This is a genomic window from Bacillus sp. FSL L8-0654 (assembly GCF_038629965.1).
GTDB classification, from domain to species: Bacteria; Bacillota; Bacilli; order Bacillales; family Bacillaceae; genus Bacillus; species Bacillus safensis.
On sequence record NZ_CP152026.1, the window covers coordinates 101,167 to 124,839 of the forward strand.

The following is a 23,673-nucleotide window of genomic DNA, read 5'->3' on the forward strand; positions in this document are numbered from 1 at the left end:
GAAAACTAGATAACAATAAGTAATACATTCACATTGAATGCAATGCAAAGTTCATCACACATAGTGATTCTTTCTAAAGTAAGAAATGGTTAAGTTAGAAAGGGCGCACGGTGGATGCCTTGGCACTAGGAGCCGATGAAGGACGGGACGAACACCGATATGCTTCGGGGAGCTGTAAGCAAGCTTTGATCCGGAGATTTCCGAATGGGGAAACCCACTGCTCGTAATGGAGTAGTATCCATACTTGAATACATAGAGTATGAGAAGGCATACCCGGGGAACTGAAACATCTAAGTACCCGGAGGAAGAGAAAGCAAATGCGATTCCCTGAGTAGCGGCGAGCGAAACGGGAACAGCCCAAACCAAGAGGCTTGCCTCTTGGGGTTGTAGGACACTCTATACGGAGTTACAAAGGAATGATATAAGCGAAGAGGTCTGGAAAGGCCCGCCAAAGAAGGTAACAGCCCTGTAACTGAAATGTCATTCTCTCCAGAGTGGATCCTGAGTACGGCGGAACACGTGAAATTCCGTCGGAATCCGGGAGGACCATCTCCCAAGGCTAAATACTCCCTAGTGACCGATAGTGAACCAGTACCGTGAGGGAAAGGTGAAAAGCACCCCGGAAGGGGAGTGAAATAGATCCTGAAACCGTGTGCCTACAAGTAGTCAGAGCCCGTTAACGGGTGATGGCGTGCCTTTTGTAGAATGAACCGGCGAGTTACGATCCCGTGCAAGGTTAAGCAGAAGATGCGGAGCCGCAGCGAAAGCGAGTCTGAATAGGGCGCATGAGTACGTGGTCGTAGACCCGAAACCAGGTGATCTACCCATGTCCAGGGTGAAGTTCAGGTAACACTGAATGGAGGCCCGAACCCACGCACGTTGAAAAGTGCGGGGATGAGGTGTGGGTAGGGGTGAAATGCCAATCGAACCTGGAGATAGCTGGTTCTCTCCGAAATAGCTTTAGGGCTAGCCTCAAGGTAAGAGTCTCGGAGGTAGAGCACTGATTGGACTAGGGGCCCCTACCGGGTTACCGAATTCAGTCAAACTCCGAATGCCGATGACTTATCCTTGGGAGTCAGACTGCGAGTGATAAGATCCGTAGTCGAAAGGGAAACAGCCCAGACCGCCAGCTAAGGTCCCAAAGTATACGTTAAGTGGAAAAGGATGTGGAGTTGCTTAGACAACCAGGATGTTGGCTTAGAAGCAGCCACCATTTAAAGAGTGCGTAATAGCTCACTGGTCGAGTGACTCTGCGCCGAAAATGTACCGGGGCTAAACGTATCACCGAAGCTGCGGACTGTTCTTACGAACAGTGGTAGGAGAGCGTTCTAAGGGCTGTGAAGCCAGACCGGAAGGACTGGTGGAGCGCTTAGAAGTGAGAATGCCGGTATGAGTAGCGAAAGACGGGTGAGAATCCCGTCCACCGAATGCCTAAGGTTTCCTGAGGAAGGCTCGTCCGCTCAGGGTTAGTCGGGACCTAAGCCGAGGCCGAAAGGCGTAGGCGATGGACAACAGGTTGATATTCCTGTACCACCTCCTCACCATTTGAGCAATGGGGGGACGCAGGAGGATAGGGTAAGCGCGGTATTGGATATCCGCGTCCAAGCAGTTAGGCTGGGAAATAGGCAAATCCGTTTCCCGTGAAGGCTGAGCTGTGATGGCGAGCGAAATTTAGTAGCGAAGTTCCTGATTCCACACTGCCAAGAAAAGCCTCTAGCGAGGTGAGAGGTGCCCGTACCGCAAACCGACACAGGTAGGCGAGGAGAGAATCCTAAGGTGATCGAGAGAACTCTCGTTAAGGAACTCGGCAAAATGACCCCGTAACTTCGGGAGAAGGGGTGCTTCTTAGGGTGTTAAAGCCCCGAGAAGCCGCAGTGAATAGGCCCAGGCGACTGTTTAGCAAAAACACAGGTCTCTGCGAAGCCGTAAGGCGAAGTATAGGGGCTGACGCCTGCCCGGTGCTGGAAGGTTAAGAGGAGCGCTTAGCGTAAGCGAAGGTGCGAATTGAAGCCCCAGTAAACGGCGGCCGTAACTATAACGGTCCTAAGGTAGCGAAATTCCTTGTCGGGTAAGTTCCGACCCGCACGAAAGGCGCAACGATCTGGGCACTGTCTCAACGAGAGACTCGGTGAAATTATAGTACCTGTGAAGATGCAGGTTACCCGCGACAGGACGGAAAGACCCCGTGGAGCTTTACTGCAGCCTGATATTGAATGTTGGTACAGCTTGTACAGGATAGGTAGGAGCCTTGGAAACCGGAGCGCTAGCTTCGGTGGAGGCATCGGTGGGATACTACCCTGGCTGTATTGACCTTCTAACCCGCTGCCCTTATCGGGCAGGGAGACAGTGTCAGGTGGGCAGTTTGACTGGGGCGGTCGCCTCCTAAAATGTAACGGAGGCGCCCAAAGGTTCCCTCAGAATGGTTGGAAATCATTCGCAGAGTGTAAAGGCACAAGGGAGCTTGACTGCGAGACCTACAAGTCGAGCAGGGACGAAAGTCGGGCTTAGTGATCCGGTGGTTCCGCATGGAAGGGCCATCGCTCAACGGATAAAAGCTACCCCGGGGATAACAGGCTTATCTCCCCCAAGAGTCCACATCGACGGGGAGGTTTGGCACCTCGATGTCGGCTCATCGCATCCTGGGGCTGTAGTCGGTCCCAAGGGTTGGGCTGTTCGCCCATTAAAGCGGTACGCGAGCTGGGTTCAGAACGTCGTGAGACAGTTCGGTCCCTATCCGTCGCGGGCGCAGGAAATTTGAGAGGAGCTGTCCTTAGTACGAGAGGACCGGGATGGACGCACCGCTGGTGTACCAGTTGTTCTGCCAAGGGCATCGCTGGGTAGCTATGTGCGGACGGGATAAGTGCTGAAAGCATCTAAGCATGAAGCCCCCCTCAAGATGAGATTTCCCATTCCGCAAGGAAGTAAGATCCCTGAAAGATGATCAGGTTGATAGGTCTGAGGTGGAAGCGTGGTGACACGTGGAGCTGACAGATACTAATAGATCGAGGACTTAACCTATATTCTAATGTGAAGCATGAACATTGTTATCTAGTTTTGAGAGAACATTCTCTCCATCAGGTTTGGTGGCGATAGCGAAGAGGTCACACCCGTTCCCATACCGAACACGGAAGTTAAGCTCTTCAGCGCCGATGGTAGTTGGGGGTTTCCCCCTGTGAGAGTAGGACGCCGCCAAGCTTCTATAAAGATCAGTTCCAGTCGGAACTGGTCTTTTTTGTGTTTTTGAGAGGTTTGATACCATATAAATGTGGAAATAATATTGTTAGTTGAGCGATTATCTTGAAAAATCGATCGAAAAAATTTATAGTAAGATTAAAGTCAAATATAGTCAAAGTCAATGGAGGAGGAGGCGGAGTGGCACAAAATATTTCTGATATCATCGAGCAGTATTTGAAGGAAGTCTTGGATCAGAACGGTCGAGAAATATTAGAAATTAAGCGCAATGAAATTGCAGATAAATTTCAATGCGTACCTTCACAAATTAACTATGTTATCAATACACGCTTTACGAGCGAGAGAGGCTATATCGTTGAAAGTAAGCGTGGCGGCGGTGGCTATATCCGCATCATTAAAGTCAAAATGAATGATGAAGTCGACTTATTGAACAACATTATTTCCCAAATATATCATCGTTTATCACAGGCTGCATCTGATCATATCATCATGCGTCTTGTTGAAAATAACATTTTATCTGAAAGAGAAGCTAAGATGATGATTAGTGTCATGGACCGTTCTGTATTGCATATTGATTTACCTGAACGTGATGAACTGCGTGCTCGGATGATGAAAGCGATGTTAAATGCTTTGAAATTAAAGTAAAGCGGGTGAAAAGATTGATTTGTCAAGAATGTAATGAGAGACCAGCCACTTTTCACTTTACGAAAGTTATAAATGGAGAAAAACAAGAAATGCACATATGTGAACAATGTGCAAAAGAAAACAGTGATTCATATGCTATGAGTGGAAACCAAGGTTTCTCGATTCACAACTTATTATCAGGCTTATTGAATATTGATCCTAGCTTCACCACAAGTGCTAACAAGGGCTCGTCTATTTTTCAAGAAGCGAAAGAAGTGGATCAATGTCCTAAGTGTGGCTTAACCTTTCAGCAGTTCAGAAAAACAGGCCGATTTGGCTGTGCAGAATGCTATCGTACATTTGATCAGTATCTGAACCCTGTTTTAAGGAAAGTCCATAGTGGAAATACAGTCCATAATGGAAAAGTCCCAAAACGAATTGCCGGCAGCCTGCATGTTCGCCGGAAACTTGAGTTAATGCAGCAAGAGCTGAAGCAGCTGATTGAACAAGAAGAGTTCGAAAAGGCAGCGGAAGTTCGAGATCAAATTCGTGCATTAGAGCATGAGCAATCTCAGCAGAGGGAGGGAGATTAACGACATGTCGCTCCAGCATTTTATTCAAGACGCTCTAAGTCAGTGGATGAAACAAAAAGGACCAGAAAGTGACATTGTTCTAAGCAGTCGTATCCGGCTAGCTCGCAATCTAGAGCATGTTCGTTTCCCAACTCAGTTTTCTCAAGCTGAAGCTGAAGCTGTTCTCCAGCAATTCGAACAAAAGTTTGCTAGCCAGGAAGTGAAGGACATTGGAAACTTTGTTCTGATTCGAATGAATGAAACGCAGCCTTTAGCAAAGAGGGTACTTGTTGAAAAGCATTTGATTAGCCCCAATTTAGCTGAATCAAGATTTGGCGGCTGTTTGCTTTCTGAAAATGAAGAAATCAGTGTGATGCTGAATGAAGAAGACCATATTCGAATCCAATGCTTATTCCCAGGTTTTCAGCTAGCCAATGCACTAAAAGCGGCTAATCAGGTAGATGACTGGATTGAAGAGCAAGTGGATTATGCGTTTTCTGAAAAGCGAGGATACTTAACAAGCTGTCCGACCAATGTAGGTACAGGTATTAGGGCTTCGGTCATGATGCATTTACCAGCATTAGCGCTCACAAGACAAATGAATCGGATTATTCCGGCCATTAATCAATTAGGTCTTGTGGTCAGAGGAATTTATGGTGAGGGCAGCGAAGCAATAGGAAACATCTTTCAAATATCAAATCAAATGACACTTGGTCAATCAGAAGAAGACATTGTAGATGACTTGAATAGTGTGACCGCTCAGCTCATTGAACAAGAGCGATCTGCACGAAAAGCTTTATATCAAACATCTAAAATTGAACTTGAGGACAGAGTGTACCGTTCCTTAGGGATTTTGGCCAATTGTCGTATGATTGAATCAAAGGAAACAGCAAAGTGTTTGTCAGATGTGCGGCTTGGAATTGATTTAGGTATCATTAAGGGGCTTTCAAGTAATATACTGAATGAACTCATGATTTTGACTCAGCCCGGCTTCCTTCAACAATATTCAGGAGGAGCCTTAGAGCCAAATGAACGAGATATAAAACGAGCAGCGATTATTAGAGAAAGGCTGCGCTTAGAAATGCATAGGAATGGACAGGAGGATGAAACGATATGATGTTTGGAAGATTCACTGAAAGAGCTCAAAAGGTATTAGCACTTGCACAAGAAGAAGCCATTCGCCTAGGCCATAAAAACATAGGTACTGAGCACATTTTACTTGGCCTTGTACGTGAAGGTGAGGGCATCGCTGCCAAAGCGTTAGAAGCACTGGGCCTTGTTTCAGATAAAATCCAAAAAGAAGTCGAAAGCTTGATTGGAAGAGGGCAAGAGGTGTCTCAAGCTATTCCTCATTATACGCCTAGAGCGAAGAAGGTCACTGAGCTTTCAATGGATGAAGCAAGAAAGCTAGGTCATTCCTATGTAGGGACAGAACATATTCTATTAGGTCTTATTCGTGAGGGAGAGGGTGTCGCTGCCCGTGTCTTAAATAACCTCGGAGTGAGCTTAAATAAAGCACGTCAGCAAGTCCTGCAGCTGCTTGGAAGCAATGAAACCGGTGCATCTGCGGCAGGCTCTAATAGCAATGCAAATACACCAACACTAGATAGCTTGGCAAGAGATTTGACAGCTATCGCAAAAGAGGACAGCTTGGACCCTGTCATTGGCCGAAGCAAAGAAATTCAACGTGTCATTGAGGTCCTAAGTAGAAGAACAAAAAATAACCCCGTGCTGATTGGTGAGCCTGGTGTTGGTAAAACAGCCATCGCAGAAGGTCTTGCACAGCAAATTATTCATAACGAAGTGCCTGAAATCCTGCGCGATAAACGAGTGATGACACTGGATATGGGAACTGTTGTAGCTGGGACGAAATATCGTGGTGAATTCGAGGATCGTTTGAAAAAAGTGATGGACGAAATTCGCCAGGCAGGAAATATCATTCTCTTTATCGACGAGCTTCATACACTCATTGGTGCTGGTGGAGCAGAGGGCGCGATTGATGCGTCTAATATCTTGAAGCCATCCTTAGCACGTGGTGAGCTTCAATGTATTGGAGCGACAACGTTAGATGAGTACCGTAAATACATTGAAAAGGACGCTGCGCTTGAACGACGTTTCCAGCCAATTCAAGTAGATCAGCCGTCTGTTGATGAAAGTATTCAAATCTTAAGAGGACTTAGAGACCGGTATGAAGCACATCACCGTGTGTCTATTACAGATGAAGCGATTGAGGCGGCGGTGAAGCTGTCTGACCGTTATATTTCTGACCGTTTCCTTCCAGATAAGGCGATTGATTTAATTGATGAGGCAGGTTCGAAAGTCCGTTTACGTTCGTTCACAACACCGCCTAACCTAAAAGAACTAGAGCAAAAGCTGGATGAAGTACGCAAGGAAAAAGATGCGGCTGTTCAAAGTCAAGAATTTGAAAAAGCAGCTTCTCTTCGTGATACAGAGCAGCGTTTGCGTGAAAAAGTAGAAGTGACAAAGAAATCATGGAAAGAAAAGCAGGGACAAGAGAATTCAGAGGTATCTGTAGATGATATCGCAATGGTTGTCTCCAGCTGGACGGGAGTACCTGTTTCGAAAATTGCTCAGACGGAAACAGATAAGCTTCTAAATATGGAACAATTGCTCCACTCTCGTGTGATCGGGCAGGATGAAGCCGTTGTCGCTGTAGCGAAAGCGGTGAGACGTGCACGTGCTGGCCTGAAAGATCCAAAACGTCCAATCGGCTCCTTTATCTTCTTGGGTCCAACAGGGGTTGGTAAAACAGAGCTTGCAAGAGCACTCGCTGAGTCTATTTTCGGTGATGAAGAAGCAATGATCCGTATTGATATGTCTGAATACATGGAGAAACACTCTACATCCAGACTTGTTGGGTCACCTCCAGGCTATGTGGGCTATGATGAAGGTGGACAGCTGACTGAAAAAGTGAGAAGAAAACCTTATTCTGTCGTTCTTTTAGACGAGATTGAAAAGGCGCATCCAGATGTATTTAATATCTTACTGCAAGTGTTAGAAGATGGTCGTCTGACTGATTCTAAAGGGCGTACCGTTGACTTTAGAAATACGATTTTGATCATGACATCAAACGTTGGAGCTAGTGAGCTGAAGCGCAATAAATATGTTGGCTTTAACGTGCAGGATGAAGGTCAAAATTACAAGGATATGAAAGGCAAAGTGATGGGCGAGTTGAAACGTGCGTTTAGACCTGAGTTTATCAACCGTATTGATGAAATCATTGTCTTCCACTCGCTTGAGAAGAAACATCTCAAAGAGATCGTGTCTCTCATGTCTGATCAATTGACAAAACGATTAAAAGAACAAGACCTATCAATTGAATTGACGGAAGCAGCAAAAGCGAAAATTGCCGACGAAGGAGTAGATCTTGAGTACGGTGCGCGTCCGTTAAGAAGAGCGATTCAAAAGCATGTAGAAGATCGACTTTCTGAGGAGCTTCTGAAGGGGAATATTGAAAAAGGTCAACATATCGTATTAGATGTGGAAGATGGAGAAATTGTCGTAAAAGCGACGGCTGCTACGAACTAATATAGTAAGAAAAAAGTGTGAGGCATACCAGCAAGGTGTATGCCTCCCTTTACTTATTTTCTGACCAGTATAAGGAGTTGTATTCTTCAATCTATGGCTAAGACAAAATCAAAATTTATATGCCAATCGTGCGGTTATGAGTCAGCCAAATGGATGGGGAAATGTCCAGGCTGCGGCACGTGGAACAGTATGACAGAAGAGGTCGTTCGCAAAGAGCCGGCAAACCGTCGAAGTGCTTTTAATCATTCTGTTCAAACCATTCAAAAACCTTCACCTATATCTGCAATTGAAACATCCGAAGAACCCCGAATTAAAACAAATTTAGAAGAATTTAACCGAGTATTAGGAAGTGGAATTGTCAAAGGTTCTCTTGTTCTCATCGGCGGAGATCCTGGGATTGGGAAGTCCACATTGTTATTACAAGTATCAGCACAGCTCTCAGACAAAAATCAGAATGTGTTATACATATCTGGTGAGGAGTCTATTAAACAAACGAAGCTAAGAGCGGACCGCCTTGGCATTGAAAGCGCCTCTTTACATGTTTTGGCTGAAACCGATATGGAGTATATAACGTCTGCTATACAGGAGATGAAACCTGCGTTTGTTGTGGTGGATTCGATTCAAACCGTTTATCAAAGCGATATTACGTCAGCTCCCGGCTCTGTATCTCAAGTTAGAGAATGTACAGCACAGCTGATGAAGATTGCCAAAACAAATGGTATTCCTATTTTTATCGTTGGTCACGTGACCAAAGAAGGCTCGATCGCAGGTCCACGCCTTTTAGAGCATATGGTGGACACAGTTCTTTATTTTGAAGGCGAGCGTCATCATACGTTTCGTATTTTACGGGCGGTCAAAAACCGATTTGGTTCAACGAATGAATTGGGAATTTTTGAAATGAGAGAGGAAGGGCTCACGGAAGTATTAAACCCATCAGAAATCTTTTTAGAAGAGCGGTCGGCAGGTGTATCTGGTTCGTGTGTTGTTGCCTCAATGGAAGGAACAAGACCCGTACTTGTCGAGATACAGGCATTAATTTCCCCGACAAGCTTTGGGAATCCGCGAAGAATGGCCACTGGCCTTGATCATAATCGAGTATCGCTGCTCATGGCAGTTTTAGAAAAACGCGTGGGGCTGCTGCTGCAAAACCAAGATGCCTATTTAAAGGTCGCAGGCGGTGTGAAGCTTGACGAACCGGCGATTGACTTAGCTATTGCCGTCAGTATTGCATCAAGCTTTAAAGATGCAGCGCCGCATCAAGCGGATTGCTTTATAGGAGAGGTCGGTCTGACGGGAGAAGTCAGAAGAGTATCAAGAATTGAACAGCGAGTGCAGGAAGCTGCAAAACTAGGATTTAAGCGAATGTTTATTCCTCAGGCGAATCTAGACGGATGGAAAAAGCCGAGAGGGATTGAGTTAGTTGGTGTAGAAAATGTAGCGGAGGCACTTCGAATTTCACTAGGGGGATCATAGAAATGGAAAAAGAGAAAAAAGGAGCGAGAGAACTCGATCTCTTAGATATTGTACAGTTTGTGGCACCAGGAACACCTCTGCGGGCAGGGATTGAAAACGTCCTGAGAGCCAATACTGGCGGGCTCATTGTAGTTGGTTATAATGACAAAGTAAAGAGTGTGGTAGATGGAGGATTTCACATTAATTCAGCCTTCTCCCCAGCACATTTATATGAATTGGCGAAGATGGATGGGGCCATTATTCTTAGCGATTCTGGTCAAAAAATCTTGTATGCGAATACACAGCTGATGCCAGATGCAACCATTCATTCATCGGAAACAGGCATGAGGCACCGGACGGCTGAACGTGTAGCAAAGCAGACAGGCTGCTTAATTATTGCTATTTCTGAACGGAGGAACGTCATTACCTTATACCAAGGGAATCGTCGTTATACGCTGAAAGATATTGGCTTTATTTTAACAAAGGCTAATCAAGCCATTCAAACACTTGAGAAATATAAAACGATTTTAGATCACGCCATTTCTGCGTTAAGCGCCCTAGAATTCGAAGAGCTTGTGACCTTTGGTGATGTATTATCCGTGCTGCACCGCTACGAAATGGTACTCAGAATCAAAAATGAAATCAATATGTATATCAAAGAGCTTGGAACAGAGGGACACTTGATCCGTCTGCAGGTCAATGAATTGATTACAGATATGGAGCAGGAAGCGGCTTTATTTATTAAAGATTACGTGAAAGAAAAGATTAAAGATCCGTATGTGCTGCTTAAACAACTTCAAGATATGTCGAGCTTTGAGCTTTTAGATGATTCCATTCTGTACAAGTTACTTGGATATCCAGCTTCTACAAATATTGACGAATATGTGTACACAAGAGGATACAGATTGCTCCATAAAATCCCTAGACTGCCAATGCCAATCGTCGAAAATGTGGTTGAAGCATTCGGTGTGCTAGATCGAATTATGGAAGCAGATGTACAAGAATTGGATGAAGTAGAAGGAATTGGAGAAGTAAGAGCGAAAAAGATAAAAAAAGGATTAAAAAGGTTACAAGAAAAACATTATATCGACCGTCAGCTTTAAGAAGAGAAATTTTCCTCTACTACGGTTAAAAATGGATGAATATGGGTATATTAATGATGGTTTTGTTTTCTGTTGCTCATGATAGGAAACTTAAACATATATCAATGTCAGATGAAGGTGGATTGACAGATGAAAAATAAAGGAGGTGAAGGTATGTTAAAAAGAATCGTTCAGGCGTTTTTTATCATTTTGGGTGCAGTTGTGGGGATTTTTATCATTCCAGAGTTATTTCTGCTTTTAAATGTAAAGGACATACCTTTCATAACAAATGCTTACTCTTCAGCACTAATAGGAGCCGTTGTGTTCTTCATCATTGGTAAATGGTGCACAGGTTATGTGGTAAATTGGGTGAAATGGATCGAGGATTCTCTATTGAAGGCGCCTCTTCCTGATCTTATATCTGGAAGTTTCGGATTAGTATTTGGACTTATTCTAGCATATCTTATTGTAAACGTGATCCCGCTAAACAATATCCCATATCATATTTTTGGTACCATTATTCCGATTTTCCTGGCTTTCTTTTTAGGATACCTTGGGTTTCAGGTAGGCTTTAAGAAGAAGGATGAAATGATAGGGCTGTTCTCCCGATCTGCAAAGGTCACAAAGAAAAAAGGAGCAGCTGATGATGAACCTGAAATAGAAGATAAAAAGCTGAAAATTTTAGACACAAGTGTTATCATTGATGGAAGAATCGCAGATATTTGCCAAACTGGATTCTTAGAAGGTGTCATGGTCATTCCTCAATTTGTACTCGAGGAATTACAGCATATTGCAGACTCTTCAGATGTATTAAAGAGAAATAGAGGCCGAAGAGGTCTTGATATTTTAAATCGTATTCAAAAAGAATTGGATATCAAAGTTGAAATTTACGAAGGTGACTTCGAAGACATTCAAGAGGTTGATAGCAAGCTTGTGAAGCTGGCGAAATTAACTTCAGGTGTTGTTGTGACCAATGATTTTAATTTAAATAAAGTATGCGAACTTCAAAAAGTAGCAGTGTTAAACATCAATGATCTAGCCAATGCCGTTAAACCGGTTGTACTGCCTGGGGAAGAAATGAAGGTACAGGTCATCAAAGATGGGAAAGAGCATAACCAAGGTGTTGCTTACTTAGATGACGGGACGATGATTGTGGTCGAGGAAGGACGCAATTACATTGGAAAAGACATTGACGTGCTCGTCACAAGTGTGCTGCAGACTGCTGCTGGAAGAATGATTTTTGCGAAGCCAAAACTTCTGGAGAAGGCGCTCTAAAGGGAGAACGAACATGTATTATGAAGTAGTTATTCCGGCTGCGGGGCAGGGGAAACGAATGAAGGCCGGCCGCAATAAGCTTTTTATTGAGCTGAAAAGAATGCCGGTCATCATTCATACACTAAAGGTGTTTGACGCTCATGCGCAATGCAAACGAATGATCCTAGCGATCAATGAAGAGGAGCGTCAAGACTTTGAAAGGCTACTCAAGGTACACGCTTTTCAAACGCCTGTTTCACTTGTCACTGGCGGTGAAGAACGTCAGCAAAGTGTATACGAAGGATTAAAGGCTGTGAAAGATGCGGACATCGTGCTTGTTCATGATGGGGCAAGGCCTTTTATTAAGCATACACAGATTGACTTGCTCGTTAAAGCGGCGATTGAAAAAGGCTCCGCAGTTGTAGCGGTACCAGTGAAAGACACAATCAAACGCGTTCAAGAAGGCAAAGTGGAACAAACCATTGAACGTCAGAGCTTGTGGGCAGTCCAGACCCCACAAGCTTTTCGTCATTCTATTTTAAAAGAAGCGCATGAATATGCGGAGCGGACAGGCTTCCTTGGAACAGACGACGCCAGTCTTGTTGAACAATTACAAGGTGAGAATGTGTATATTGTCCAAGGAGACTATACCAATATTAAGCTGACAACACCGGATGATTTATTGGTTGCCAAGGCAATTATGGATGCGGAAAGAGGGTACTAGATCATGTTGAGAATAGGACAAGGCTTTGATGTACATCAATTAACAGAGGGAAGACCTCTAATTATCGGCGGGGTCACCATCCCTTATGAAAAGGGACTGCTAGGGCATTCAGATGCTGACGTACTGCTTCACACAGTGGCAGATGCATGCCTGGGTGCGATTGCTGAAGGAGATATCGGCAGACATTTCCCAGACACAGATCCTGAGTTTAAGGATGCAGATTCTTTTAAATTATTGCAGCATGTGTGGGCACTTGTGAAAGAAAAGGGCTACACACTTGTGAATATTGACTGCACCATCATGGCGCAAAAGCCAAAAATGGCACCTTACATTCAACCAATGTGTGAGAAAATTGCAGAAGCGCTTGAGGCCGATGTCACACAGGTGAATGTCAAAGCAACAACGACAGAGAAACTCGGATTTACAGGAAGAGGAGAAGGAATTGCCTCTCAGGCAACAGTGCTTCTTCAGAAAAAGTAAAATCCATTTTGATGAGAATAGGTTTTGATGATAAAATACGTTTATAAAAAATTGGTGTCAGACAACATGATGCAGATGAAAGGAAGTTAAACTCATGGGAAATGAAGTGCGTGTTCGTTATGCACCGAGTCCAACTGGTCATTTACATATTGGGAATGCTAGAACGGCTCTTTTCAACTATTTGTTCGCACGCAGCCAAGGCGGCAAATTTATTATTCGAATCGAGGATACGGACCAAAAGCGTAATGTAGAAGGCGGGGAGGAAAGCCAGCTTCGCCACCTGCAATGGCTCGGTATTGATTGGGATGAGAGCATTGATAAAGATGGCGGTTACGGTCCTTATAGACAATCAGAACGTAATGATATTTACAAAAAATATTATGACGAGCTGTTAGAGAAGGACTTGGCGTACAAGTGCTATTGTACGGCAGAAGAGCTAGAGGCAGAGCGTGAAGCACAAATCGCCCGCAGTGAAATGCCTCGATATTCTGGTAAATGCAGTCATTTATCAAAAGAAGAAGAGGACAAACTGATTGCTGAAGGAAGAGAGCCAAGCATCCGCTTCCGAGTACCAAAAGGAGAAATCATCAAATTTGACGACATGGTCAAAGGTGAAATTTCATTTGAAACAGACGGCATTGGTGACTTTGTTATTGTGAAAAAAGATGGCACGCCAACTTATAACTTTGCCGTAGCCGTGGATGATCATTTGATGAAAATGACTCACGTTCTTCGCGGAGAAGATCATATTTCAAATACCCCTAAACAAATCATGATTTTTCATGCATTTGGCTGGGATGTTCCGCTATTCGGACATATGACGTTGATTGTGAACGAGAACCGCAAGAAATTAAGTAAACGTGATGAATCAATTATTCAATTCATCGAGCAATATAAGAATTTAGGCTATTTACCTGAAGCCCTGTTTAACTTCATTGCATTACTTGGATGGTCTCCAGTAGGCGAAGAAGAACTGTTTACAAAAGAGCAATTCATCGACATTTTCGATGTAAACCGACTTTCTAAGTCACCAGCTCTATTCGATATGCATAAACTAAAATGGGTGAACAACCAATACGTGAAAGCACTTGATCTTGATCAGGTTGTGGCACTAACACTTCCGCATCTTCAAAAAGCAGGCAAGGTAAGTGAGCAGCTGACTGAAGAAGAAAACACGTGGGTACGCAAGCTTATTTCTCTGTATCACGAACAATTAAGCTACGGAGCAGAAATTGTTGAGTTAACAGAGTTGTTCTTTAAGGAGCAAATTGAGTATAATCAAGAGGCAAAGGAAGTTCTAGCAGAGGAGCAAGTACCAGAAGTGATGGCATCTTTTGCAGGTCAGCTTGAACAGCTTGAGTCTTTCACACCTGATGAAATCAAGGCTGCCATTAAAGCGGTACAAAAAGAAACAGGGCATAAAGGCAAGAAACTATTCATGCCGATTCGTGTGGCTGTCACAGGACAAACGCATGGCCCAGAACTTCCGCAAAGTATTGAATTACTAGGTAAAGAAACGGTATTAAACCGCATTAAACAAATATAAGGAAATCGTTGCGAGGGAGAAGTACAATGTACTCGTCCATCACAGAAAGAGTCTCCACCGGCTGAAAGAGACTTATGGGCAGACATTGGAAATGCACCCTCAAGACCCTTGAGGAACACGTACGTTAGTATGCAAGGGCGGTACCCTCCGTTATGGGATTAAGTTGAGAAGGCTGAAAGATAAGTAGCTTTCTAAACAGAGTGGAACCGCGTTTTCAAAACGTCTCTGTCATTTGGCAGAGGCGTTTTTTATTTGTCCAAAAAAAGAGAGCAAGTCCTAAGAGAGATTCATGGGGAAGAACGGGGGGAGCATGTGTTTTTCAAAATGCTGAAAGAAGATATTGATACTGTGTTTGATCAAGATCCTGCTGCTAGAAGCTATATTGAAGTAGTGCTAACCTATTCAGGGCTTCATGCGATTTGGGCTCACCGTATTGCGCACGCATTTTATAAGCGGAAGCTGTATTTTATTGCGCGGATCATTTCTCAGGTCAGCCGCTTTTTCACAGGGGTGGAAATTCATCCGGCGGCAACCATTGGCAGGCGGTTCTTCATTGATCACGGCATGGGCGTCGTGATCGGGGAAACATGTGAAATTGGAGACAACGTCACTGTTTTCCAAGGCGTGACATTAGGGGGAACAGGGAAAGAAAAGGGAAAGCGGCATCCGACCATTTTAGATGATGCCCTCATTGCGACAGGTGCCAAGGTGCTTGGTTCTATCACGGTTGGAAAAGGGTCCAAGATTGGTGCAGGGTCGGTCGTGTTAAAAGACGTCCCAGACCATTCCACTGTTGTAGGTATACCTGGGCGAGTGGTCGTTCAAAATGGAAAGAAAATCAATCGTGATCTCAACCATCAAGATTTGCCAGATCCAGTTTCCGATCGTTTTAAAGAATTGGAACGAGAAATGGAAAAGCTAAAAGGTGAGCTGGCTTCATTGAGCAGAAAGGAAGAACAATCATGACAATCAATATTTATAATACATTGACACGTAAGAAGGAAGAATTTGTCCCGCTTGAGCCAGGAAAGGTCAAGATGTATGTGTGCGGACCAACCGTTTATAACTACATTCATATCGGGAATGCTAGACCTGCTATTGTTTATGACACTGTACGTAAGTATTTAGAATACAGCGGTTACGATGTGAACTTTGTATCAAACTTTACAGATGTGGATGATAAACTCATCAAGGCAGCCAATGAACTCGGAGAAGATGTGCCGACAATTGCTGATCGTTTTATCCAAGCCTACTTCGAAGACGTCAGTGCGCTCGGCTGCAAAAAAGCAGACCTTCACCCGCGAGTGACGGAAAACATGGATGATATCATTGCGTTTATTGCGACATTGATTGAAAAAGGCTACGCCTATGAAGCAGATGGTGACGTGTATTACAGCACACGCTCATTTGAAGGTTATGGAAAGCTTTCTCACCAATCAATTGATGAACTGAAGACAGGTGCTCGTATTCGTGTAGGTGAAAAGAAACGAGATGCGCTGGACTTTGCTCTTTGGAAGGCTGCAAAGGATCAGGAAATCTCTTGGGATAGCCCGTGGGGCAAAGGACGCCCAGGCTGGCACATCGAATGCTCGGCAATGGTCAAAAAATATTTAGGTGATACGATCGACATTCATGCTGGCGGACAGGATTTAACATTCCCTCACCATGAGAATGAAATTGCCCAATCTGAGGCTTTGACAGGGAAGCCTTTTGCGAAGTATTGGATGCATAACGGGTATATTAATATTGATAATGAAAAAATGTCAAAATCACTTGGCAACTTTGTGCTCGTGCATGACATTGTGAAAGAACAAGATCCTGATGTGCTCCGCTTCTTTATGTTGTCGGTTCACTATCGCCACCCAATTAACTACTCAATGGATTTATTAGAAAGTACAAAGAGTGCGTTTAACCGACTCAAGACATCGTATGCGAATTTACATCACCGTCTTGAGAGCAGTACGAATATCACGGAAGACAATGCTGAATGGCTGGAAAAAATTGAAGAGCAGCGTGCGACATTTATTTCTGAAATGAATGATGACTTCAATACGGCAAATGCGATCTCTGTTTTATTCGAATTAGCGAAACAGGCGAATTATTATATGGAAAATGATCATACTTCGGAGGAAGTGATCAAGGCATTTATCGGCTTGTTCCAAGAAATTACGTCTGTTCTCGGCTTCTCATTAGAAGAAAAGCACACGCTTGACGAAGAGGTAGAAGCGTTAATTGAAAAACGCAATGAAGCTAGAAGAAATCGTGACTTTGCCCTATCTGATCAAATTCGTGATCAATTAAAGAACATGAATATTGTGTTGGAGGACACTCCTCAAGGTACTCGTTGGAAAAGAGGAGAATAGGCAATGTTGAATTTTGAAAAGCTGAAAGACGGTAAACAGCTGAACGGACTTGCGCTGGCTTATATGGGTGATGCCATTTTTGAAGTGTATGTGAGGCATCACCTCCTCCAAACGGGGGCGACAAAACCAAATGAGCTGCACAAACGAGCAAGCAAAATTGTTTCAGCTAAATCACAGGCTGCTATTTTATTTACGCTTCAGCAGCAAGGCTTTTTCACTGAAGCAGAAGAAGCGGTGCTGAAAAGAGGAAGAAACGCAAAATCAGGCACAGTGCCTAAAAACACAGACGTTCAAACGTATCGTTATAGTACAGCGTTTGAAGCGCTCATGGGGTATTTATTTATCGAAAAGCAGGACGAACGCTTAGAAGAGCTGATTGGTCAGGCGATTGAAATCGGAACGTCAGGGAGGAAGACAAATGAGTCAGCAACATGATTATGTCATTGGGAAAAATGCAGTGATTGAAACACTGAAGTCAGATCGGGAGTTATACAAGCTCTGGATGGCGGAAAACACTGTAAAAGGACAAGCCCAGCAGGTCATTGAACTCGCTAAAAAGCAAAATATCACCATTCAGTATGTTCCGAGGAAAAAGCTTGATCAAATGGTTACAGGTCAGCACCAGGGAATCGTTGCACAAGTAGCAGCATATGAATATGCAGAATTGGACGATCTGTATCAAATCGCTGAAAAGCGGAATGAACAGCCTTTCTTTCTGATTTTAGATGAAATTGAAGACCCGCATAATTTAGGATCTATTATGCGTACGGCAGATGCTGTAGGTGCACATGGGATTGTCATTCCGAAAAGGAGAGCGGTCGGTCTAACAACAACAGTTGCTAAGGCATCCACTGGAGCAATTGAGCATATTCCTGTTGCAAAAGTGACCAATCTTTCAAGAGCCCTTGATGAAATGAAAGAAAGAGGAATCTGGGTTGCGGGAACAGATGCGTCTGCTAAACAGGATTACAGACAATTTGATGGCACAATGCCGCTGGCTCTTGTGATTGGCAGTGAAGGAAAAGGAATTGGCCGATTGATTAAAGAAAAGTGTGATTTTCTGATTAAACTGCCTATGGCCGGGAAGGTTACTTCGTTAAACGCATCAGTTGCGGCTGGTCTATTGATGTATGAAGTGTATCGAAAACGTTATCCGTTAGGAGAATAGAGATGGATATCCTCTTAGTCGATGGATACAACATGATAGGTGCATGGCCTCAGCTGCAGCACTTAAAGGAAAACAGCTTTGAAGAAGCCAGAGACGTGCTGATTCAACATTTAGCAGAATATCAAGCATACACAGGGTATCGAGTCATTGTCGTATTCGATGCCCATATGGTCAAAGGAATTGAAAAAAAGCGGACCAACCACCGAGTAGAGGTCATCTTTACGAGAGAGAATGAAACGGCGGATGAGCGGATTGAAAAGCTGGCGCAGGATTTGAATAATATCCGGACGCAAATTCATGTGGCAACCTCAGATTTTACGGAACAATGGGCTATTTTTGGACAAGGAGCTCTTCGGAAGTCGGCTCGTGAGCTTTTAAGAGAGATTGAAGTGATAGAACGAAAGATTGAAACGAGGGTCAAAAAGATTACTTCTGATAAACCAGCATCTAAGATTGAATTGTCAGAAGATGTATTGAAAACGTTTGAAAAATGGCGGCGCGGGAATCTGGAATAGCTTGACGATATTTCAACCATTAATGTATAATATTTCTATCTAGGTGCGGTCGGGGGGATCGAAGTGAATCTAAACAACAGCAAGGGTAAGTCCATCAGAGAGCAATTTTGCCAGTTGGAAGATGAACAAGTCATTGAAAGGGTTCATGTCGGAGATAGTGATGCGCTAGATTATTTAATAACGAAATACCGCAATTTTGTACGTGCGAAAGCAAGATCTTATTTCTTGATAGGAGCGGATCGAGAGGACATTGTCCAAGAGGGAATGATCGGACTTTATAAGTCTATCCGCGATTTCAGAGAGGACAAGCTTACTTCATTTAAGGCTTTTGCAGAATTATGTATTACCCGCCAAATTATCACCGCAATTAAAACAGCTACTCGCCAAAAACATATCCCGTTAAATTCCTATGTATCATTAGACAAGCCGATCTACGATGAAGAATCGGACAGAACATTATTAGATGTCATTTCCGGTGCTAAAGCGCTTAACCCAGAAGACTTAATTATTAGCAAAGAAGAATTTGATGATATCGAAATGAAGATGGGTGAACTGCTAAGCGAGCTGGAAAGAAAGGTACTTGTGCTGTATCTTGATGGCAGATCCTATCAGGAGATTTCGGAAGATTTAAACCGTCATGTGAAATCAATTGATAACGCACTCCAAAGAGTAAAGAGAAAATTAGAGAAATATTTAGAGCTTCGCGAGATTAGTCTCTAATCAAACCTATATTGACAGCTTTTTCGACACTGTGATAAGGTACTAATGAAATGATGTCGAGAAAATAGGTGTAAATATGAGGAAAAAGATTACTCTAGCCTGTAAAGACTGCGGAAGCCGCAATTATACGACAATGAAAAGTGTTGCTTCAGCAGCTGAAAGATTAGAAGTTAAGAAATATTGCAAGACTTGTAATTCACATAAAACACATTTAGAAACGAAGTAAGATTTGCGTTCTTTAATCTGTGGAGGTCTTTTACATGCGTATTATCAGTTTCTTAAAAAGTGTCGGAAAAGAAATGAAAAAGGTCAGCTGGCCAAAGAAGAACGAAATGGTCCGCTACACAATCACTGTTATTTTAACAGTCGTATTCTTTGCCATCTTTTTCTCTTTTCTTGATATAGGAATCTCACAATTAATCGAATTAATTCATTAATACTTGAATAATGGTCTGCTGAACGTGCTATAATAGATCATAATATGACTTGCCAAAAAACCCGTTTTACGGGTTTTTTCAATTGCTTGAAAATATTTACCGTTACTCGAGATTCGTCAAATAGACATTATGAAATGTGGGGAGGGAAGGACTAAATAGTCCTGAACGAAAATGGAAAAGAATTGGTATGTTGTGCATACGTACTCTGGCTATGAAAACAAAGTAAAAGCGAATTTGGAAAAGCGTGTTGAATCAATGGGCATGCAGGATAAAATCTTCCGCGTCGTCGTACCAGAAGAAGAAGAAACGGATATTAAAAATGGTAAGAAAAAAGTCGTCAAAAAGAAAGTATTCCCTGGCTATGTCCTAGTGGAAATCGTGATGACTGACGACTCTTGGTATGTTGTTCGTAATACACCAGGTGTCACTGGATTCGTTGGATCAGCTGGATCAGGCTCAAAGCCGACTGCACTGCTGCCAGGCGAAGCCGAAACCATTCTGAAGAGAATGGGTCTTGAAGAACGCAAAACAGAAATCGACTTTGAACTGAAAGAAACAGTTAAGGTCATCGATGGACCATTTGCTAACTTCACTGGATCGATTGAAGAAATTGATTACGATAAAAGCAAAGTCAAAGTATTCGTTAATATGTTTGGTAGAGAAACACCTGTTGAACTTGAGTTCACACAGATCGATAAATTGTAATTTAAAAGAGCTTGAAATGAGTGTATAGAAGTGGTAATATAGCAAAGGTACGTCTTGAGTTCACTCAAGATCGCTAGCTAGTTATTTCGTCATTCATATAAAGAATGAAGTTGTTGAGTGGGAGGGGGATTCCCCTATTACCACATCACGGACTTTAAGGAGGTGTGTCTCGTGGCTAAAAAAGTAGTTAAAGTTGTTAAATTGCAAATTCCTGCTGGAAAAGCTAACCCAGCTCCACCAGTTGGACCTGCACTAGGTCAAGCCGGTGTTAATATCATGGGATTCTGTAAGGAGTTTAACGCTCGTACAGCTGACCAAGCTGGTCTTATCATTCCTGTTGAAATTTCGGTTTTTGAAGACCGTTCATTTACATTTATTACTAAAACTCCACCTGCTGCAGTTTTACTTAAAAAAGCAGCTGGTATTGAGTCTGGTTCTGGTGAACCTAACCGTAATAAAGTGGCAACTGTTAAGCGTGATAAAGTACGCGAAATCGCGGAAACAAAAATGCCTGACTTAAACGCTGCTAGCGTTGAATCAGCTATGCGCATGGTTGAAGGTACTGCACGCAGTATGGGTATTGTCATCGAAGATTAATTTTTTGTCTTGTTGGGTTGCGAGTTTGGTTTTGACAAGTTCGCAACCCTTATTCGTGGGAGGTTATTCCGCTAAAACCACATAAGGAGGATTTTTATAATGGCTAAAAAAGGTAAAAAGTATGTAGAAGCTGCTAAGCTGATCGATCGTACTAAAGCGTATGATGTAGCTGAAGCTGTTTCTCTTACAAAAAAAGCAAATACAGCTAAATTTGATGCGACTGTAGAAGTTGCTTTTCGTTTGGGCGTAGACCCTCGTAAAAACGATCAACAAATCCGCGGTGCAGTTGTACTTCCTAACGGAACTGGTAAAACTCAACGCGTTCTTGTGTTCGCTAAAGGCGAAAAAGCAAAAGAAGCAGAAGCTGCTGGAGCAGACTACGTTGGAGATTCTGATTACATCACTAAAATCCAACAAGGCTGGTTCGAATTCGATGTAATCGTTGCGACACCTGACATGATGGGTGAAGTTGGTAAGATCGGTCGTGTACTTGGACCAAAAGGTCTTATGCCAAACCCTAAAACAGGAACTGTAACGTTCGAAGTTGAAAAAGCAATCAATGAAATCAAAGCTGGTAAAGTAGAATACCGCGTTGATAAAGCTGGTAACATCCACGCGCCAATCGGAAAGGTTTCTTTCGAGGACGAAAAGCTTGTTGAGAACTTTGCAACAATCTATGACACAATCCTTAAAGCAAAACCTGCAGCGGCTAAAGGTGTATACGTGAAAAACGTTTCTGTTACATCTACTATGGGCCCTGGCGTGAAAGTGGATCCATCTTCTTTCTCTGCAAAATAATTCTTGACTTATGACAACCATTTTGATAATATCAAAATGTTGTAAAATAGAATAATGTCCATTTATACCGTAGACAGCAGGGGCCTTATGGCTTAATTAACCCGCCGAGGTGTATATGTCACAGTCTTACGTTAACGTATGCTTGTATATACAGCCTCCATGTCTTAATGGAGGCTTTTTATATGGAGAACCGTTCGTTAGGAACGTGATGGCCTGATCGGTATAAGTGTTACACAAAGAATGTACAGGAGGTGTAACCATGAGCAATGCAATCGATACTAAAAAAGTTGTCGTTGATGAAATTACTTCTAAATTTAAAGATAGTATGTCTACTGTCATTGTAGATTACCGCGGTCTTTCAGTTTCTGAAGTGACTGAACTTCGTAAACAGCTTCGTGAAGCTGGCGTAGAATTCAAAGTTTACAAAAACACTTTGACTCGCCGTGCAGTTGAACAAGTTGAACTAACGGGTTTAAACGATTTCTTAACAGGTCCAAACGCTATCGCATTTAGTAACGAAGATGTTATCGCACCTGCGAAAATCATCAACGAATTTGCGAAAAGCCACGAAGCTTTAGAAATCAAAGCTGGTGTCATCGAAGGAAACGTAGCGACTGTAGAAGAAGTGAAGGCTCTTGCGGAACTTCCGTCTCGCGAAGGCTTACTTTCTATGTTGCTTAGCGTTCTTCAAGCTCCAGTTCGTAATCTTGCTCTTGCTACTAAAGCAGTTGCAGATCAAAAAGAAGAACAAGGCGCTTAATGCGTACTTTACGTTTGCGTAAAAAAACTTAAAATGGAGGAATTACAAATGGCTTTAAATATCGAAGAAATCATTGCTTCAGTTAAAGAAGCAACTGTACTTGAGTTAAACGACTTAGTAAAAGCAATCGAAGAAGAATTTGGCGTAACTGCTGCTGCTCCTGTAGCTGTAGCTGCTGGTGGCGGTGCTGCTGCTGAAGAAAAAACTGATTTTGATCTAGTACTTGCTGGTGCTGGAGACCAAAAAATCAAAGTTATCAAAGTGGTTCGTGAAATCACTGGTCTTGGCTTGAAAGAAGCTAAAGAACTTGTTGACAACACTCCAAAACCACTTAAAGAAGGTATTGCTAAAGAAGAAGCTGAAGAACTTAAAGCTAAGCTTGAAGAAGTTGGCGCTTCTGTAGAAGTTAAGTAATCTTCGCCTAATCTTTTGGGAAAGCTCGCTTTTACTGGCGGGCTTTTTCTTTTCTAATCTCCTGAAACGATTGAATCCAGAGGAGGTCCATTCACCATGAGTGACCACTATTATACGGAAAAGCCATCAGTGAAAAGCAATAAACAGACATGGGACTTCACCTTGAGAAACCGTACCTTTACTTTTACAAGTGACAGTGGAGTGTTTTCTAAGAAAGAAGTCGACTTTGGTTCAAGGCTTTTAATTGAAGCTTTCGAAGAACCTGATTTGGATGGCGATGTCTTAGATGTCGGTTGCGGTTATGGACCGATTGGCTTATCGTTAGCAAACGAAATGACTAGCCGTACCATTCATATGATTGATGTGAACGAAAGAGCAGTCGAACTTTCAAAGGAAAACGCTAAACATAATCGCATTGATAATGTTCGCATCTATCAAAGTGATTTGTTCTCGAATGTTCATTCCTCAGCTGCTTTTGCCTCTATACTGACCAATCCCCCAATACGGGCAGGGAAGAAAGTTGTACATGCGATCTTTGAAAAAAGTGCTGATCATTTATTGCCGGAAGGTGAGTTGTGGGTGGTTATTCAGAAAAAGCAAGGTGGACCATCTGCGATTGAAAAATTAGAGCAGCTCTTTGGAGAAGTCGAGGTTGTGCTGAAAAAAAAGGGCTACTATATAATCAAAGCTAAAAAAGTTTGACGCAGTTTCCTAGCTGTGT

Annotated in this window: 24 protein-coding genes, 2 rRNA genes and 2 other annotated features; all 26 genes read left to right on the forward strand. The window is 43.0% G+C overall.

The features are described from left to right. Positions 1–87: 87 nt before the first annotated feature. A 23S ribosomal RNA gene (locus MHH65_RS00560) occupies positions 88–3,018 on the forward strand. A 61-nt stretch (positions 3,019–3,079) separates the two neighbouring features. Continuing rightward, positions 3,080–3,195, forward strand: a 5S ribosomal RNA gene (gene rrf / locus MHH65_RS00565). Between the two features lie 177 nt (positions 3,196–3,372). After that, positions 3,373–3,837, forward strand: a complete 465-nt coding sequence (locus MHH65_RS00570) for a CtsR family transcriptional regulator (protein ID WP_003217184.1) — start codon at positions 3,373–3,375, stop codon at positions 3,835–3,837. A 14-nt stretch (positions 3,838–3,851) separates the two neighbouring features. Then, entirely contained in the window at positions 3,852–4,409 is a 558-nt protein-coding gene (locus MHH65_RS00575) for a UvrB/UvrC motif-containing protein (RefSeq protein WP_024425862.1), read from the forward strand. Between the two features lie 4 nt (positions 4,410–4,413). After that, the gene (locus MHH65_RS00580) at positions 4,414–5,505 is read left to right on the forward strand and encodes a protein arginine kinase (protein ID WP_024425579.1); all 1,092 of its coding nucleotides are present in this window, start codon (positions 4,414–4,416) and stop codon (positions 5,503–5,505) included. Next, positions 5,502–7,937, forward strand: coding sequence for an ATP-dependent protease ATP-binding subunit ClpC (gene clpC / locus MHH65_RS00585; RefSeq protein ID WP_048240170.1), 2,436 nt, complete (start codon positions 5,502–5,504; stop codon positions 7,935–7,937). Before MHH65_RS00580 ends, clpC begins: the two co-directional genes overlap by 4 nt. A 93-nt stretch (positions 7,938–8,030) precedes the next feature. After that, the gene (gene radA, locus MHH65_RS00590) at positions 8,031–9,410 is read left to right on the forward strand and encodes a DNA repair protein RadA (RefSeq protein WP_024425863.1); all 1,380 of its coding nucleotides are present in this window, start codon (positions 8,031–8,033) and stop codon (positions 9,408–9,410) included. Positions 9,411–9,412: 2 nt separating this feature from the next. Beyond that, complete coding sequence (disA, locus tag MHH65_RS00595) at positions 9,413–10,492, forward strand: DNA integrity scanning diadenylate cyclase DisA (protein ID WP_024425581.1); 1,080 nt, start codon at positions 9,413–9,415, stop codon at positions 10,490–10,492. Between the two features lie 153 nt (positions 10,493–10,645). Further along, positions 10,646–11,746, forward strand: coding sequence for a PIN/TRAM domain-containing protein (locus MHH65_RS00600; protein WP_024425582.1), 1,101 nt, complete (start codon positions 10,646–10,648; stop codon positions 11,744–11,746). A 13-nt stretch (positions 11,747–11,759) separates the two neighbouring features. Continuing rightward, positions 11,760–12,449 carry a 2-C-methyl-D-erythritol 4-phosphate cytidylyltransferase gene (gene ispD, locus MHH65_RS00605; protein WP_024425583.1) on the forward strand — a complete coding sequence of 230 codons (690 nt, stop codon included), beginning with the start codon at positions 11,760–11,762 and terminating at the stop codon, positions 12,447–12,449. Between the two features lie 3 nt (positions 12,450–12,452). Next, a complete protein-coding gene (gene ispF, locus MHH65_RS00610; protein ID WP_003216928.1) occupies positions 12,453–12,929 on the forward strand; it encodes a 2-C-methyl-D-erythritol 2,4-cyclodiphosphate synthase in 477 nt (158 codons plus the stop codon). Between the two features lie 94 nt (positions 12,930–13,023). Next, positions 13,024–14,475, forward strand: coding sequence for a glutamate--tRNA ligase (gene gltX, locus MHH65_RS00615; protein WP_025092232.1), 1,452 nt, complete (start codon positions 13,024–13,026; stop codon positions 14,473–14,475). Next, positions 14,475–14,705 (forward strand) — a binding site (T-box leader). Its footprint overlaps the gene before it by 1 nt. 82 nt (positions 14,706–14,787) lie before the next feature. Continuing rightward, entirely contained in the window at positions 14,788–15,441 is a 654-nt protein-coding gene (gene cysE / locus MHH65_RS00620) for a serine O-acetyltransferase (protein WP_024425585.1), read from the forward strand. Continuing rightward, positions 15,438–16,838 carry a cysteine--tRNA ligase gene (gene cysS, locus MHH65_RS00625; protein WP_024425865.1) on the forward strand — a complete coding sequence of 467 codons (1,401 nt, stop codon included), beginning with the start codon at positions 15,438–15,440 and terminating at the stop codon, positions 16,836–16,838. Before cysE ends, cysS begins: the two co-directional genes overlap by 4 nt. A 3-nt stretch (positions 16,839–16,841) precedes the next feature. Further along, positions 16,842–17,273: a Mini-ribonuclease 3 gene (locus MHH65_RS00630; protein WP_024425587.1), complete on the forward strand. Its 432-nt coding sequence runs from the start codon at positions 16,842–16,844 to the stop codon at positions 17,271–17,273. Then, positions 17,257–18,006, forward strand: a complete 750-nt coding sequence (gene rlmB / locus MHH65_RS00635) for a 23S rRNA (guanosine(2251)-2'-O)-methyltransferase RlmB (RefSeq protein WP_024425588.1) — start codon at positions 17,257–17,259, stop codon at positions 18,004–18,006. The genes MHH65_RS00630 and rlmB overlap by 17 nt, the downstream gene beginning before the upstream one ends. 2 nt (positions 18,007–18,008) lie before the next feature. Further along, on the forward strand, positions 18,009–18,521 hold the full coding sequence (rae1, locus tag MHH65_RS00640; protein WP_024425589.1) for a ribosome-dependent mRNA decay endonuclease Rae1/YacP: 513 nt from the start codon (positions 18,009–18,011) through the stop codon (positions 18,519–18,521). A 63-nt stretch (positions 18,522–18,584) separates the two neighbouring features. After that, positions 18,585–19,241, forward strand: a complete 657-nt coding sequence (sigH, locus tag MHH65_RS00645) for an RNA polymerase sporulation sigma factor SigH (protein WP_008345424.1) — start codon at positions 18,585–18,587, stop codon at positions 19,239–19,241. Positions 19,242–19,317: 76 nt separating this feature from the next. Further along, positions 19,318–19,467: a 50S ribosomal protein L33 gene (gene rpmG / locus MHH65_RS00650; RefSeq protein ID WP_008356502.1), complete on the forward strand. Its 150-nt coding sequence runs from the start codon at positions 19,318–19,320 to the stop codon at positions 19,465–19,467. A 34-nt stretch (positions 19,468–19,501) separates the two neighbouring features. After that, positions 19,502–19,678, forward strand: coding sequence for a preprotein translocase subunit SecE (secE, locus tag MHH65_RS00655; RefSeq protein ID WP_008345422.1), 177 nt, complete (start codon positions 19,502–19,504; stop codon positions 19,676–19,678). A 171-nt stretch (positions 19,679–19,849) separates the two neighbouring features. Continuing rightward, positions 19,850–20,383, forward strand: coding sequence for a transcription termination/antitermination protein NusG (nusG, locus tag MHH65_RS00660; protein ID WP_003217197.1), 534 nt, complete (start codon positions 19,850–19,852; stop codon positions 20,381–20,383). Between the two features lie 171 nt (positions 20,384–20,554). Continuing rightward, positions 20,555–20,980, forward strand: a complete 426-nt coding sequence (gene rplK / locus MHH65_RS00665) for a 50S ribosomal protein L11 (protein WP_003216956.1) — start codon at positions 20,555–20,557, stop codon at positions 20,978–20,980. A 99-nt stretch (positions 20,981–21,079) separates the two neighbouring features. After that, a complete protein-coding gene (gene rplA / locus MHH65_RS00670) occupies positions 21,080–21,778 on the forward strand; it encodes a 50S ribosomal protein L1 (protein ID WP_017359164.1) in 699 nt (232 codons plus the stop codon). Positions 21,779–21,827: 49 nt separating this feature from the next. Next, positions 21,828–21,968, forward strand: a sequence feature (ribosomal protein L10 leader region). Positions 21,969–22,037: 69 nt separating this feature from the next. Next, on the forward strand, positions 22,038–22,538 hold the full coding sequence (rplJ, locus tag MHH65_RS00675) for a 50S ribosomal protein L10 (protein WP_024425590.1): 501 nt from the start codon (positions 22,038–22,040) through the stop codon (positions 22,536–22,538). Between the two features lie 48 nt (positions 22,539–22,586). After that, positions 22,587–22,952: a 50S ribosomal protein L7/L12 gene (rplL, locus tag MHH65_RS00680; RefSeq protein WP_008345418.1), complete on the forward strand. Its 366-nt coding sequence runs from the start codon at positions 22,587–22,589 to the stop codon at positions 22,950–22,952. Positions 22,953–23,048: 96 nt separating this feature from the next. After that, the gene (locus MHH65_RS00685) at positions 23,049–23,654 is read left to right on the forward strand and encodes a class I SAM-dependent methyltransferase (protein ID WP_024425591.1); all 606 of its coding nucleotides are present in this window, start codon (positions 23,049–23,051) and stop codon (positions 23,652–23,654) included. Positions 23,655–23,673: the final 19 nt, after the last annotated feature.

Bases quoted from the DNA above. Each gene is read 5' to 3' on its own strand.
- rplL (WP_008345418.1), top strand. From the start codon at position 22,587: ATGGCTTTAAATATCGAAGAAATCATTGCTTCAGTTAAAGAAGCAACT.
- cysS (WP_024425865.1), top strand. From the start codon at position 15,438: ATGACAATCAATATTTATAATACATTGACACGTAAGAAGGAAGAATTT.
- ispF (WP_003216928.1), top strand. From the start codon at position 12,453: ATGTTGAGAATAGGACAAGGCTTTGATGTACATCAATTAACAGAGGGA.
- MHH65_RS00630 (WP_024425587.1), top strand. From the start codon at position 16,842: ATGTTGAATTTTGAAAAGCTGAAAGACGGTAAACAGCTGAACGGACTT.
- secE (WP_008345422.1), top strand. From the start codon at position 19,502: ATGCGTATTATCAGTTTCTTAAAAAGTGTCGGAAAAGAAATGAAAAAG.
- rpmG (WP_008356502.1), top strand. From the start codon at position 19,318: ATGAGGAAAAAGATTACTCTAGCCTGTAAAGACTGCGGAAGCCGCAAT.
- disA (WP_024425581.1), top strand. From the start codon at position 9,413: ATGGAAAAAGAGAAAAAAGGAGCGAGAGAACTCGATCTCTTAGATATT.
- radA (WP_024425863.1), top strand. From the start codon at position 8,031: ATGGCTAAGACAAAATCAAAATTTATATGCCAATCGTGCGGTTATGAG.
- MHH65_RS00685 (WP_024425591.1), top strand. From the start codon at position 23,049: ATGAGTGACCACTATTATACGGAAAAGCCATCAGTGAAAAGCAATAAA.
- MHH65_RS00580 (WP_024425579.1), top strand. From the start codon at position 4,414: ATGTCGCTCCAGCATTTTATTCAAGACGCTCTAAGTCAGTGGATGAAA.
- rplJ (WP_024425590.1), top strand. From the start codon at position 22,038: ATGAGCAATGCAATCGATACTAAAAAAGTTGTCGTTGATGAAATTACT.
- clpC (WP_048240170.1), top strand. From the start codon at position 5,502: ATGATGTTTGGAAGATTCACTGAAAGAGCTCAAAAGGTATTAGCACTT.
- ispD (WP_024425583.1), top strand. From the start codon at position 11,760: ATGTATTATGAAGTAGTTATTCCGGCTGCGGGGCAGGGGAAACGAATG.
- gltX (WP_025092232.1), top strand. From the start codon at position 13,024: ATGGGAAATGAAGTGCGTGTTCGTTATGCACCGAGTCCAACTGGTCAT.
- rplA (WP_017359164.1), top strand. From the start codon at position 21,080: ATGGCTAAAAAAGGTAAAAAGTATGTAGAAGCTGCTAAGCTGATCGAT.
- rae1 (WP_024425589.1), top strand. From the start codon at position 18,009: ATGGATATCCTCTTAGTCGATGGATACAACATGATAGGTGCATGGCCT.
- nusG (WP_003217197.1), top strand. From the start codon at position 19,850: ATGGAAAAGAATTGGTATGTTGTGCATACGTACTCTGGCTATGAAAAC.
- MHH65_RS00600 (WP_024425582.1), top strand. From the start codon at position 10,646: ATGTTAAAAAGAATCGTTCAGGCGTTTTTTATCATTTTGGGTGCAGTT.
- rlmB (WP_024425588.1), top strand. From the start codon at position 17,257: ATGAGTCAGCAACATGATTATGTCATTGGGAAAAATGCAGTGATTGAA.